The 15064-nt window shown below is 34.6% G+C and carries 8 protein-coding genes; 2 read left to right on the top strand and 6 right to left on the bottom strand.

The genetic code is table 11. The features are described from left to right. Positions 1-171: 171 nt before the first annotated feature. From HRU49_RS07245 to HRU49_RS07220, 6 genes are all read right to left on the bottom strand, one after another. The gene (locus HRU49_RS07245; protein WP_296355640.1) at positions 172-489 is read right to left on the bottom strand and encodes a hypothetical protein; all 318 of its coding nucleotides are present in this window, start codon (positions 487-489) and stop codon (positions 172-174) included. A 52-nt stretch (positions 490-541) separates the two neighbouring features. Continuing rightward, positions 542-727 (bottom strand): hypothetical protein, encoded by a 186-nt coding sequence (locus HRU49_RS07240; RefSeq protein WP_296355638.1) that lies wholly within the window; start codon positions 725-727, stop codon positions 542-544. A gap of 156 nt (positions 728-883) precedes the next feature. Further along, positions 884-2167 (bottom strand): TlpA disulfide reductase family protein, encoded by a 1284-nt coding sequence (locus tag HRU49_RS07235; protein ID WP_296355636.1) that lies wholly within the window; start codon positions 2165-2167, stop codon positions 884-886. A 352-nt stretch (positions 2168-2519) separates the two neighbouring features. Next, positions 2520-3542 (bottom strand): trypsin-like peptidase domain-containing protein, encoded by a 1023-nt coding sequence (locus tag HRU49_RS07230; RefSeq protein ID WP_296355635.1) that lies wholly within the window; start codon positions 3540-3542, stop codon positions 2520-2522. Between the two features lie 22 nt (positions 3543-3564). Next, positions 3565-4443 carry a DUF481 domain-containing protein gene (locus tag HRU49_RS07225; protein ID WP_296355633.1) on the bottom strand — a complete coding sequence of 293 codons (879 nt, stop codon included), beginning with the start codon at positions 4441-4443 and terminating at the stop codon, positions 3565-3567. Between the two features lie 277 nt (positions 4444-4720). Beyond that, positions 4721-5488 carry a DUF3575 domain-containing protein gene (locus HRU49_RS07220; protein ID WP_296355631.1) on the bottom strand — a complete coding sequence of 256 codons (768 nt, stop codon included), beginning with the start codon at positions 5486-5488 and terminating at the stop codon, positions 4721-4723. Positions 5489-5845: 357 nt separating this feature from the next. Between HRU49_RS07220 and HRU49_RS07215 the strand changes: the two genes are divergently transcribed. Together HRU49_RS07215 and HRU49_RS07210 are read left to right on the top strand one after the other, a co-directional pair. After that, positions 5846-8449 (top strand): M14 family zinc carboxypeptidase, encoded by a 2604-nt coding sequence (locus HRU49_RS07215; protein ID WP_296355627.1) that lies wholly within the window; start codon positions 5846-5848, stop codon positions 8447-8449. A 178-nt stretch (positions 8450-8627) separates the two neighbouring features. Next, positions 8628-14975, top strand: coding sequence for a choice-of-anchor D domain-containing protein (locus HRU49_RS07210; protein WP_296355625.1), 6348 nt, complete (start codon positions 8628-8630; stop codon positions 14973-14975). Positions 14976-15064 lie beyond the last annotated feature (89 nt).

Genomic DNA, 15064 nt, shown 5'->3' with positions numbered 1-15064 from the left:
AGAAACAAAACTAGGCGAGAAGTACATTGTCGCTAACGGTCTCGTATAACCGTCAGTTACGGGTTAATATGCGTTAATTTTCGGTTAAGTCCTGACGCTCGCAATTCCGAGTGGATTCGGACGTAGTCGAATCCGCCGTAATTGCGGTTATACATTGTTACCCAACGTTTTTTATTCGTTTAAATTTTTCCAGCCTGAAATTCCTTTTGATTTAATTTGCAAAATTCCGTACAATAATCCTATTCTAATTCCAATTCCTAAAATCGTATTTATATTTATAATTCCAGATTTATCTGCGATATACAAATTCAAATAGTAGGCGAGTATTACTCCGTAAAATCCGAACTTTTGCCATTTGAAAATTAAATAAATGGAAAATATCTCAACAAAAACAGAAAACAATTGAAGATACAATAGTCCTTTTGTAAATTTAGGAACCAATTCGACTGTTTTATCATAAAATAGTAAGCTACCAATTCCAGTTCCCAATGAAGTCAGAATTAGTAAAATCAGATAGATGGTCAGAATTATGTGTCGATTTCTATTCAACTTCGCCTTTATTTTTAATTCTTTTCCCTATGGCTCCGCTTACCATTGCAATCAGACCAGTAATAACAACAGAAGTCCAATCAATTCCAGTATTTTCTTTTTTCAAAACAAGTGAGAATGCCATATAGGCAATTGGTGGAAAGTAGATTATAAAATTCCCTAATATTTTTTTATCCATAATTTTTGTTCAAATGTTGGGTAACGGTCTCGGCTATGAGTAGTTGCGTGGGTTAGCACTTAACTTTGCAAGTACACACCAAACTGAAAATCCGCGAGGATTTTCAGAAGTAGGCGAGAACAAGCAATTACTTATAGCCATTGTTGTACACCGTTTTTATTTCGTTTCTTTTAAATAGTAATTCAAAGTATCTAAAAGTTTTTCTCCTCTTAGATTCTTTGCAATTATTTTTCCTTTTTTATCAATCAAAAAGGAGGTTGGGTAGCCGGTTACATTATAATTTTCTTTGAATTTATCTGAATCTGTATCCAAAACCTGAGGCCAATTTATTTCGTATTTCTCAATTGCACTTTTGAGCTTTTCTTTTGTATCGAATACAGCAACGCCTAAGAATTCAACATCATTTCTATCTGTTTCATCGTAAGCCTTTTTTAAATTTGGAATTTCATTAATACAAGGTGCACACCAAGTTCCCCAAAACTCTAAGTATAAAAGTTTGTCTTGGAAAAAATTTAGATTTAAAGAGTCATTCGATACAAGCTGTTTAACTGCAAATGGTTTTGCATTAAATCCGACTCTTGAAGAATATAAAATAGTATCCTTTGGCATTTCTTGCAGTCTAAGTTCGTTTGAGTTTATATCAACTCCAAGGTTTTTATAAAGCTTATTATCTATCTCAATAAATTCATTAAAATCCACAAACTCTACACTCTCATTATCAATTGCAATTAAACTTTTATCATCATAAGTGAGATTTGAAAATCCATTGCTTACTAAGATTCTATTTTCCTGATAAAAGGTTTCTGCAATTTTGGGGAAATTGTAAATTAAATCTCCATCGCTCGTTGAAAGGACTAAAATTTTTATTTCTTTTTCCTTGATTCCATTATTTGTACTTATTTGTGCAACTACTGATTTAGAATTGTCTATTAACTTTTGATAATCTAATTCAAATGCTCTAGGTGTTGGTTTTAGTATTTGTTCATCGGAAAAATCATTGTCATAGTTTGTGTCAATAATATATTCAAGTTCATCATTTTGATTTTTTCCGATTGCTACGTGGACAAAACAATTAATAGGCTTTTCAGATAATTTTCTTTTATTTAAATCAATTTTCCAAGATACTTTTAAGTCATTGAAGAATTCATCACTTAAATTTCCTTGTTTGTAGTTTTGATAAGCAAATTGATGTGCATCAAACCATACTTGGGTTACATTTGATTTAGTCCAATTTTTTGGTGTTCCAGTTGTTTCAACTTCGGTATTTCCCCAAATTCCTTTTTCAGTCAGTGGTGTCCAGTCTAAAAATCCAAATCGCTTTTCAAATGGTCCATAACTGTCAATTTCTGTAAGTTTTAAATGAATTAATTCGGATTGTTTAGATTCCTCCTGGCAAGCAAATAGGTTAATTATAATTAGTAGGATTAAAAGCTTTTTCATAGGTTTTTTTAAATGGTGTACAACAATTGGATAAACACAATTGTGTTTGTTGGCACTATAATTTATTTGATGAAATATACAAATTGTGTTTAAATATTAAAGTTGACATCTAATATTTAAATTGGATTTGTTAAGATCAACTTTTATTTAACGTAAAAAAAAATATGTCAAGTGATGATTGTCTCTTTATCTGCCCCCTAAAGACTAAAAACTTATTAATCAAATTTTTAGAAGGTTTAAAAGTGGATCCGCCAGAAGGGAATCATGAATCTCATTTAAACACTTTTAACAGGACTTCTAAATCTTTATATAAACGGTCAAATTGAATCTGATATGAGAATTAAAATAATTATTATTCAAAAGTTAATATTATTTCCTCGCCAGCCCTCAGTATGGTAAGACTGAATTTTGGATTTTCCGAAGTTGATTTAGCGAAATCAGCTAACTTTAATAATGTATCATCCGACAGATCAAATTTTATATCGTTAAAGGCAATTATGATATCTCCACCGGCAATAATAGACTGATTTCCAATTATTATTTCAGTATTTCCACCTCTTACTCCCATTTGGTCAAAAATCGAAGATGAAGCGACTCTTTGAACTAATAAACCATTTGCTTGAGTAACATTAAATATTTTGGCCTCATTATCTTTCAATATATAAAATTCGGCTCCAAACCAAGGAATTTTATCATTTAGTAATAGTTTTGAAGCAAGGTTAGAGCTAGTTGCAAAACCTATACCATCCGAACCACCAGATTGTGTAGTAATATGACTAACTATGCCAATTACTTCGCCTTTGATGTTAAACATTGGCCCACCAGAATTACCTTGATTTATAGCTGCATCGGTTTGTATAAAATCCGTTGTCGTAAAGGGGTTTTCACCTAAAAACTGCCTCTTAAATGCACTAATATACCCTGAGGACATGGAAAATCCTACACCAAGAGGAACTCCAACTACAAAAACCTGATTACCAATCTTCATTTCATCTGAGTCACCAAAATTAACTGTTGCTGCATTAATTTTCGGCACAAATAATTCGACTAAAGCAATATCTGCAGCTTCATAAGAAGTTATGACCTTACCAGGAATAGTCTGGCCATCTGAAAATGCTACAATCAATTTTTCAGGTACTTTAACAACATGAGCTGCAGTAACAACTAACTTATCAGTTATCATAAACCCAGAACCTAAACTGTTTTGAGTAACTTTAACTGTTTCATTTTCCACGTTAGTGGTAAATTCACCCTCTTGGGTATATATTGCCACAACTGCTGGACTGACCTTTTCATATACTTCCGATAAATCCTGTGCCGTTATCGAATGTAATGTCGAAATGAATAAAATCAATAAATAAATGCTCTTTCTCATAAAAAATAAAATTTAGTCAAATTCAGTTAAATTCCCAACCAAAGCCTGTGATGAAAATATAATCTAAGTCGTTGCCGCTACTAACAGGTTGGTTATCATAATTTAGCGTAAACCCTAGTTTTATATAAAAATCCAAAGGAAGATCATATTTTACATTGATATCATAATCTGTTCTCCAACGACCACTTTCTGAAAGGCTTGGAGAAATGTTAAGACTAGAGTCAAGGCTAATATCGTCAAAATCAAACATATTAAGTGTTGCATTTATAAAGGCTTCCGAAGAGGTCTTATCAAAAGAAGAATCAAAATAGTTCTCAATACTATAAGCATATCCCAAAGCTACTCCCACGTACATTTTTTTGGTACTCACCAAGAATTTTCCAATACCTAAACTAGGTCTTATTCGCCCTTCTAATGCTTGTTCAGTATTGGATAAATATGACATTTCACCTAGCAAGTACCGCTTTCTTGGCAAAAAGCGAAAAAACTCCAATTGCCCATCAGTTCTTTCTGTCTGTTCAGAATTGTCCTGATCTGAATTTAATAAATTTACACGAGCTCTAATTCCCCATTTTTCGTCCATGTAATCTACCCCGCCCCCAACATTAAATTGTGATAATGAATTTGCTTTTGATAAGGTTAAACTAAAATCTAAAGTACCTGATATGCGTTTCCAGAAATTCTCCTCAATTTCATCTAAACCAATAATATCATCAAATTTATAAACCTCTTTTGTCCCATCCACTAAAGTAATTTCTACCAATCCATCCTCGGACGTAGTTACATTCCCAAAACGACGCCTGCCCTGGGTTAATAACAATAAACACTTTCTTTGAATAATCATAAATTCAATCTGATCGAAATCGATTTTAAAATCACTGTCACTGTAAGATGTTTCCATAGTCAATACGCCTTTGGACAGCTTCTTGATCTCTCCTGTTATAACATTTTTACTTTTTAACCTTAACGTGTCGTTTTGAGTACAAGCATAAAAGGGCATTATTAACAAGCAGATAAAAACGAAAATTAGTTTATACATACAAAGCGGTTGATTTTAGTCTCATTATTTTTCTAGTTCTTTACTTGTGGTATCGCCTTCATACATTAAGAAAACTTACTGTGGAAGTCACTTTTGAACTTTCGGTACTGATTCTTCTGTTATTATTGATTTTTAATCGTTAAAATGAATAGCCTAAAGTAATGCCGTATCTTAAAGAGCCCAATGTAAAACTGGTTTTACCATTTAAACTTGAGAATCTAAAATCTCCATTTAGAAAATCAAAAATACTGTACTCTTCGAGAGCCTCATTTAAATCTTCGTAGAATTCGTCTGGTAGATCTCTTCTATTGATTAACTCATAGTTATGAAATGCAACACCTGGGCCAGCGATAAGAAAATTAATCGAAAAACGTTTTGAAATTGAAAGTTTATAGCCTATCATAAACCCAATAGATGTGACATTAAAATCTGCGTCAAATTCCACAATAAAGGAATCATTGTTACTATCTATATAAGTACCATCTAGATCTGAAGAATAGTTAGAATATTTGACAAATGCCCCAAAATAAAAACCGTCCATACTATACCTGGTAGTACTGTTTATATAATATCTAACTTCCGGAATTAACTTAAAACCAGAATAGGTTATATCATTAGTTTTTAACTGATCTCCATCAAGACCCGACAATCTTATCAGACCCTGATCTCCCTTGTAGCCGAGCCCCATTCCAACGGATATGCGCTTTCCAACCATACGTTCATAATTCACTTGAAAAGCTCCATTGACCAAATCTGATAGTGAAAAACCGATTTCATTTTTACGGTCGTCTCTTATTTCTTCATTTTGCGCAGGTATTGAGAAACCTAAAAAACAAAAGATAATAATTAAACATTTATTATTTATTAATAACTGATTTATAATATTAACCATAAATTGAAAACTCATAATATTAATTCATTATTTATCAGAGCAAAAAACCGACCTTCAAACCATTGCTTCAATAATATATTCGTCGGACATAATCTTTGACTTATTTAACAATCACTAATAATAAATTATAGAACATATCTTATATAATATAATGAAAACTACCTAGAAAAAAAATATTTGAATTGTTTCTTAAAATAACTAATCCCTAAATTTAAAGTAACATAAAAATTCATATTTCTTAAAATCAATTCCCTAAGTTCAAAACTACAAGTAGCTATGTATTTTATCGATTTTTTATGCGTTTCATGGATTAAATAATAAAAAATTATGATATATTAGCATTCTATAAATTTTCATTTAACCCCAAATCTGATGAAAAAAATTATGCTATTAAGCATACTCCTACTATTAGGGGTATTTTATTCTTTCGCTCAAAATTCACATAAAGAAAGAGCTGAAAAGTATCTCAAAAGCAAAGGAGAATTAACTTTTACATTCCTGGTAGAAAACAATGAAGAGGTTGCTAAATTCACCAAAAATCTATCATTAGTAAACTACAATACACATACAAAAACAGTTACAGCTTGGGCCAATAAGAATCAATTTAGAGTATTTGAAGCTTTAAATATTGCCTACCAAGTTCCAAAAGATGAGAATGAAGTTAAGGCCAATCATATTTATGATATTAGGCCACTTGAGAGCAGAAATATGACGTCTACTTTAACCTTTCCGCTAGCAAGTTATCCAACATATGCTGAGTATGCGCAACAGATGCAAAATTTTGAGGATGACTATCCTGAGTTAGTTGAGAAAGTTAGTATAGGAACAACTGGGCAAGGTGATAAAGAATTACTATTTGTAAAAATCTCTGATCATGTTTCTATCGACGAAGCGGAACCAAAATTAATGTTTACCTCTTCAATGCATGGCGATGAGATTGCCGGTTATCCAATGATGTTAACCCTTATAGATTATATCTTAACCGTATATAGTAATACAAGTCATGCTGATCATGCTAGAGTAAAGCATCTTGTTGAGAATGCAGAGATTTGGATTAATCCCAGTGCTAATCCAGACGGCACCTATCATAATAGTGCCACCAACACTTCTGTTGCAAACGCTAGAAGAGGAAATGCTAATAATATTGATTTAAATAGAAACTATCCTGATAATGTAGCTGGTGATCATCCAGATGGTGAGGTTTATCAAACAGAAACTATTGCTTTTATGAACTTTACTGATGAACATAACTTTGTAATTTCAGCCAATTTCCATGGTGGTACAGAATTAGTAAACTATCCTTTTGACAATGCTTACGCTACATCACAACACACTCATGCCGATACGGATTGGTATGAATTTGTTGGTGTAGAATATGCTACTCATTGTCAAACAGATGCTAATGCAGGTGCTTTTTCAACACCAACTTATAATAATAAGACTTCTTATATGACTGATGATAATGATTGGGATGAAAGTGCAGGAGGTCAAGCTTGGCATAATAATTATAGACAAAGTCCTGGTGTTACTCATGGTGCGGAATGGTATCGTGTATTTGGTGGTAGACAGGATTATATGAATGTTTATAAACAGTGCAGAGAAACAACCATAGAGTTATCAGACACGAAGATTTTACCAGAGAGTTCTTTAGTAGACTACTGGTATTATAATAGAGATGCTTTATTGGATTATTTAACTCAAGGAACTTATGGATTTAGAGGCCTAGTAAAGGACTCTGTTACTAATAGCCCTATTGAAGGTGCTACAATTACCGTTGTAGGTCATGATACTTATGGTTCTGAAGTTTCTTCAGACACTAATGGTGATTTTTACAGACCAATTAAAGCTGGTACATATGACTTAATGATTAGTGCACCATGTTACCAATCAGTTACCTTAAATAGTCAAACTATTACTGACTATACAGTAGAAGATTTAGCAAATATATTATTGACGCCTATCACTCCAACTATTCCTGAAAACTTAAACGTAACAGATATCGTTTCCTCTTCAGCGACATTAAACTGGTCTTCTGGATCAGGATCAAGTTATGATGTTCGCTATCGTGAAGTTGGAGCTTCAGATTGGATTGAAATGAATGGAATTTCTTCAAATACCTTAAACTTAACAGGTCTGAACCCTGAAACAGATTATGAATATGAAGTTCGTGCTAACTGTGGAAGTAGCTCATCTTTATTTTCAAATACAGATAATTTTACAACGGCGGTTCTATCTTACTGTAATGCACAAGGGACCAATATAAGCGATGAATATATTGGGCAAGTCACACTTAATGGTGTTTCAAATAATTCTGAGAATTCAACAATATCAGGCTATTCTAATTATCGTGGGTCCGCTATATTTAGCCCTATCGAAATAGGAAGTACGGGAAATACTATTTCAGTAACAAAATTTTGGGATTCCATCAATTATAATGAAGCAGTATCTGCCTGGATAGATTATAACCAAGACGGCATATTCACAAGTGATGAAAAAATCTTAGAAGAAGGTGCCTCTATTAATCCTCAAACAGTATCAACTAGTTTTAATGTTCCTGTTATATCTAAAACAGGAAATACAGTGATGAGGGTTATAATGAAATACTATAATACTGTTGGTTCGTTACAAACTGACCCTTGTGAAACTTTCTCGTATGGCGAAGTTGAAGACTATACAGTTAACTTATTTGAAAACTCTTTGGGTGAACTGGAAAATGATTTTATTCAAATTAAGGTGTATCCAAACCCATTCGATAATGAAATTAGAGTAAAATTACCAAGCACTATTTCCTTTAGTCGTTTAGACTTCAGGTTATATGATGTTTTAGGCAGAACCATTCAACTAAATACTCAGCAGATGAGTAACGAAATCACAAGGCTAATTTCAACTAATAACTTAACAAGTGGTACATACATACTTAAAATAGTAAATATTGACACCAATCAATCTATCACTAAACAACTCATTAGGCAGTAAATACCATACAGCGAATACTTAGAAAGGCTCTTTTTACAGCAAAAAGAGTCTTTTTTATTTACCTTATTATCAGCATATTGCAATACAAATGTGCATTTCGTCGATTTTTTTTGCATTTTACAGATAATGCTCATAAGTTTGTTACATAATTTTAGTCCCAAACTAAACTTAACCGCTTATGAAAACTTATACCTTACCCTTAAGGGTACATGTTATAGTTGCATGCACTGTAATGCTTTCTATTTTTTCTTTCTCCCAGACTTGTGGTACTACAATAAGCTCCTATCCTTACGATGAAGATTTTGAGTCAAGCACTGGATCATGGACCCAAGATACTGGGGACGATATTAATTGGACGAGAGATTCAGGTGGAACACCCACACGTAATACAGGACCTTCTTCAGGGGATGGTGATACTTGGTATATGTATGTCGAATCCTCTGGAAATGGAAATGGATATCCTAATAAGGTTGCTAACTTCGAAAGCCCATGTTTTGATTTAACTTCTGAAACCTTTGCATTCTTCACCTATAGTTATCACATGCGTGGTTCTAGTATGGGAACCTTAAATATAGATGTAAGTACTGATAACGGTAGTACATACCCGACAACCTTGCGAACTTACTCTGGAAATCAAGGAAATACTTGGTATACTGACACAATTGATCTTTCCGCTTATGCTGGACAAACGATTAAGATTAGGTTTAATGCAACAACAGGAACAAGTTTTAGAAGTGATTTTGCGATTGATAATGTAAGTTTTACAACGACCCCTAGCTACTGTGCTTCGTCAGGTACCGCTGCATATGATACAGGTATTTCTAATGTAACATTCAATACAATTAATAACTCTGATCTCAATAACCCTAAAGATAATGGCTATGAAGATTTTACGGCTATAACTACATCAGTTGCACAAAACTCCATACATAATTTAACAGTTAGTGTTGATACAGACGGTGGTTACACTGTTCATACAATCGTTTGGATAGATTGGAATCAAAATTATGACTTCTCTGATCCAGGTGAAACTTATGATTTAGGTAGTACTAATTTAGATGGTGCAATTACGCCAGCAACTTCAATTACAGTGCCTGCTGGTGCTACTTTAGGCACCACACGGATGAGAGTAAGTACTAAATACAATTCAGACCCAAGTTCATGCGAAACTGGTTTTGATGGTGAGGTGGAAGACTATGGTATAATAGTAACCAGTGCTATTTCTGGTCCTGAAATAAATATACAAGGAAATGCCACAAATATAGTAGACGGAGATACCACACCAGACGCCTCAGATGACACAGATTTTGGTAGTGTTGCCACCACTGGAGGATCACAGGTTAATACATTTACCATACAAAATTTAGGAACAACCAGTCTCTCCATTAGTACAATAACTATTGGAGGTGCTAATGCCGCTGACTTTACGGTTACTAGTGCTCCTGCTTCTTCAGTTTCAGCATCAGGAAGTACAAGTTTTGATATTACGTTCGACCCAAGTGCAAATGGCCTTAGATCAGCAACAGTAAGTATCGTCAATGGAGATAGCGATGAAAATCCTTATAATTTTAATATTGAAGGTACAGGATTTACACCAGTTCCAGAAATTAATATCCGAGGAAACGCAACAACAATAGTAGACGGTGATACCACACCAACTATTGCAGATGACACAGAATTCGGTGCGATCTCTGTTACAGGATCCACTGACACCAATACATTTACCATTCAAAATACTGGAACAGCCAATTTATCTATTGGTACTATTACCATTGGTGGAGCCCACGCTGCAGATTTTACTTTGACTGCTTCACCGGCTTCATCGGTTTCAGCTTCTGGCAGCACTACCTTTGATATTACATTCGATCCAAGCGCTGTAGGTTTAAGAACAGCAAGTGTGAGCATTGTCAATGGTGATAGTGATGAAAACCCTTATAATTTTAATATTCAAGGCTATGGTATTACACCAGGAGTATGTACCTCTACAGTGTCTTCCTTCCCATATGAAGAAAGTTTTGAATCTGGTTTTGGATTATGGACTCAAGATATTGATGGTGTTACGGATGATTTTGATTGGTCGAGAACTAACACCTCAACACCAACAACCAATACTGGTCCTGATGCTGCTAAAGATGGAAGCTACTTTATATTCACTGAAGCTACTGGAAATTTAAATAGTACTGCGCAACTCGTGAGTCCATGTTTTGACTTAACAGGCACAGATAATCCAAGATTGACATTTTCATATCATTTAATGGGTCGAAATGGGGGTTCTACAAATTATGCAGGAAATTTATTTGTAGATTTAAGTACAGACAATGGTTTATCATACCCAACAACCATATATTCTCAATCTGGTTACAACCATCTTTCAACAAATTCTAAATTTACACCCGTAAGTATTGACTTAAGTAGCTATGTTGGTCAAACCATTACTATCCGTATTAGAGGCGAGGTCATTGGATACGCACGAAGTGATTTAGCTGTAGATATGGTAACCATAACAGAAAGAACTAGCCCCTCAGTTGGTCCTGGCGGGGTAACAAGTGATATAGGCTTATGGTTAAAAGCAGATGATGGCCATTCATATACCAACGGCCAAGATGTTACAGCTTGGGAAGATCAAGGATTAGGTGATGATGCTAAAACACATTTGAGTTCGCAAGCACCAACGTTCAGAGATAATGTTGCTCAAAATATCAATTTTAATCCGGTAATTGAGTTCGATAATAATTATTCTACATACATCGAAGATTTAGATTATTCCTACGATTATGCATCAGGCGAATTTATATATGGTGAGTACGGATACCATACCCAAGATATTTTTATTGTCCTAATTCCTGATGATACCCCAATCACAAATTCTTTTGGGTTTATGGATGTATTTTGTAGTGATGCGCAATTAGGCGATGCTGCATCTGATGCCACTGGTATCGGGTTTGGCTACTACACAGGACGAGTAAATGGTGAGATTATTTGCTATGCGCATGACTCGTATACCTCAGCTTTAGCTGGTGATGGGTATGCCGTTGCTGAAATTGGTACAGGCTCTAGTTATGACAATGTGGGTATAATTAATACTAGAACCAATACAGGTAGTACACAACATGAGCTGTACTACAACGCTAATAATATTGAAACTACACAAAACGATTTGGCATCATACATTAACACAACTGACTCGAGATGGTGGCTTGGTCGTAGTGAAGGTTGGGAAGCCTCTCTTAATGCTAGAGTAGCTGAAGTTATTACCTACTCAGCTAGAAAGGTTGATACGGATTTAACGCAAGAACGCAACAGAATACAATCCTACCTCGGTGTCAAATATGGTATTACTCTAGGGGTTAATGGCACCTCTCAAGACTACGTAGATAGCGATGGTACTGTCATTTGGGATCAATCTGCTAATTCCGGTTACAACTATGATATCGCAGGTATCGGTCGTGATGACGCCTCTGCGTTAAATCAAAAACAATCTAGAAGTATTAATAATGTATCTGATGGCACTGGTCGTACCGAAGGCATCTTAACCTTTGGATTAACCGATATCTATGATACTAATAATATTAATAAAACAACCAATGCCACCACTTTCAATGATAAAGAATACCTAATGTGGGGAAATAATGGTGCTGACCTTGATTTAGCTGCTTCTGTAATCTCTGTTAATATGAGTGCAGGTATCACCCCATCTCTCAATACCGATGTAACATTTACAAGTATGCAACGTATTTGGAAAGTCGTAGAAAACGGTGGAGATATCCCTAATGTTAAAGTAAGAATTCCTCAAAATGCTATTAGAAATATAACACCTCCTGGAAGCTATTACATGTTTATCTCTAATACTGGTATTTTTGACCCAACTGCAGATTATAGAGTTATGACATCTGATGGCAATGGTAATTTAGAAACTGAATATGATTTTGATGGTACGAAATACATTACTTTTGGTTATGCGCCAAAGGTGACTGTAGAACGTTCTATTTATTTTGATGGGACGGATGACTATATCGATATGGAAAATAATCTTAATCTTAACCCTTCTGGATTTACGATCTCAGCTTGGGTTAAACGAGACGCTGCTGATTCTGGTATAAAATCAATCCTGTCTAAACGTAATTTAGCCTTTACTTCCGGATATGACTTAAGAATTAGGGATGATAATAGAGTACAAATTCTTTGGCAAAACGGTAGCCTTCAGAATTTAGTAACTACAACTTCTATTCCTGATGATCAATGGCATCATATTGCCGTAATTTATAATGGTAGTGATGTATATATTTACATCGATGGTGTTCTTGATAGGTCTCAGGCCAAAACACCACCAACTGCAACTTCAGATTCTTTTGTAATTGCAGCTGCTGGTAAAGGAACAACCACGCAACATTTTATGGGAAATATTGATGAAATACGAGTTTGGGATACTGCACTTACTCTAGATCAACTTCGATTTGTTATGAACCAAGAAATTGAAGACAACTCTGGACAAGTTATGGGTAAAGTATTACCAACATCTATAACAAAACACAATATCGATGCTGTACCTTGGAATGATTTAGCCGGATATTATCCTATGTCTGTATATATCTATACAAATACTGATGATGCCTCCGGTAATGGAAATCAAGGTGCTCTTAGAAACCTTAATACCGTCGACAGACAAACAGCCCCCCTACCTTACCAATCCACTCAAAATGGTGACTGGGGCACCAGCACTACTTGGGAAAATGGGAGCTTACAATATATCCCTGGATCTACTTCTATCGTTGACACCAATAGCACTGTAGATTGGAATATTGTCAGAACATCACATAATGTAACTATGGATAACTCTTCATTACCTGCTGCTAAGAATGCTAATAGAGACCTCTTAGCCTTATATGTCGATGCCAATGAACTCACTCTAAACGGTAGCAACGCGTCTAATACAGGTAACGGTTTAACAGTATCACATTACTTGAGCCTTACAGGTAAAATTGATCTCGAAGGGGAATCTCAATTAATTCAAGAAAATGACAGTGATCTTACAGTTGCTACAAACGGTCAATTAGAAAGAGATCAGCAAGGTACTGCAGACACATATACTTACAACTACTGGTCAGCACCTGTTGGGGAAACCGATACAGCTATAAATAATTACAGTTATTCTGTACAAGATATTATGTTAGATGGTGCCAATCCCGTTAACTTCTCCGCTTCTGGATATGATGGTGCCCACACTAATCCTATACGTATCGCAGATTACTGGATTTGGAAATTTGCAAATCTAACAAGCGATGATTACTCAGCTTGGCAACATGTTAGAGGTAACGGTACTATTAATGCTGGTGAAGGATTTACAATGAAAGGACCTGGGTCTGGATCAATACTAAATGATCAAAACTATGTGTTCTTAGGTAAACCTAATAACGGTGATATTACATTAACTATCAACAGTGGCAATGACTATTTAATTGGTAATCCTTATGCATCAGCTATAAATGCAGATGAGTTTATTAATGACAACCCTAATACCTCGGGCACACTATACTTCTGGGAACACTGGGGTGGCGGTTCGCACATTTTAAAAGAATATGAAGGTGGCTATGCCTTATACAATTTATCTGGTGGTGTTCCTGCTCCTGCACCAGATCCTGATGTAGCTCAAGTTGGTGTTGGTACTAAAACACCTGGACAATACATTCCGGTTAGTCAAGGATTCTTTGTTACTGGAACCAGTAATGGTAGCATAACCTTCGAGAACGATCAACGCGTTTTTCAGAAAGAAGGTGCCACATCCTCTGTGTTTTTAAGAAATGTAAATCCATCTGAAAATCCGGTTGTTTATACGGATGAACGTATGAAATTCAGAATTGGATTTAATGCAAGCTATGATATGAAACTACATAGACAGCTACTATTAACTATAGATGATAATACAACAACAGATGTAGATTGGGCGTATGATGCCTTACTAAATGAAGAACAAACTGATGATATGTACTGGATGATAAATGATGAAAAATATATTATTCAAGGCAGTAATGATGCGGAGGAATCCGCCATATACCCAATAGGAGTTAAAGTAAACGAAGATGGTTTAAACGCTATAACTATAGACGCATTAGAGAATGTGCCTGATGATGTAAATATCTTTGTACATGACATGGCACTAAATATATATCACGATTTAAGAGAGAGTGATTATGAAATCTTCCTCAACTCTGGAGAATACCATAATAGATTCGAAATTACTTTCAGTTCGACCTCTGATATTCTAAATGTAGATGATGAAACCAATCAAGTATTAGATATACTTTATTCTAACGATAAAGAAAAAATTGTACTGGTAAATCCTAACTTGATAGAAATAAAATCAATTGAACTAATTAATATGTTAGGCCAAACAGTTGAAACCATAAATGATATTTCAGAGAGCGGTTACTCTGAATATGCAGTTAAGAATTTAAGTACTGGAACTTATGTAATTAAGTTATATACTGTAAGCGGTTCAGTATCAACTAAGAAAGTTTTAGTAAAGTAATGTTGCCCCAAGTCTTAAATCTTAACCTCGAAAAGCCCTAAGTATTTCAGGGCTTTTCTTTTGGCAGATACAATTAAATTCACAGGATA

Source organism: Winogradskyella sp. (assembly GCF_013213975.1).
Lineage (GTDB): Bacteria > Bacteroidota > Bacteroidia > Flavobacteriales > Flavobacteriaceae > Winogradskyella.
The sequence above is the reverse complement of the archived record's forward strand: the minus strand, read 5'-3'. Positions and strand labels throughout refer to the sequence as shown.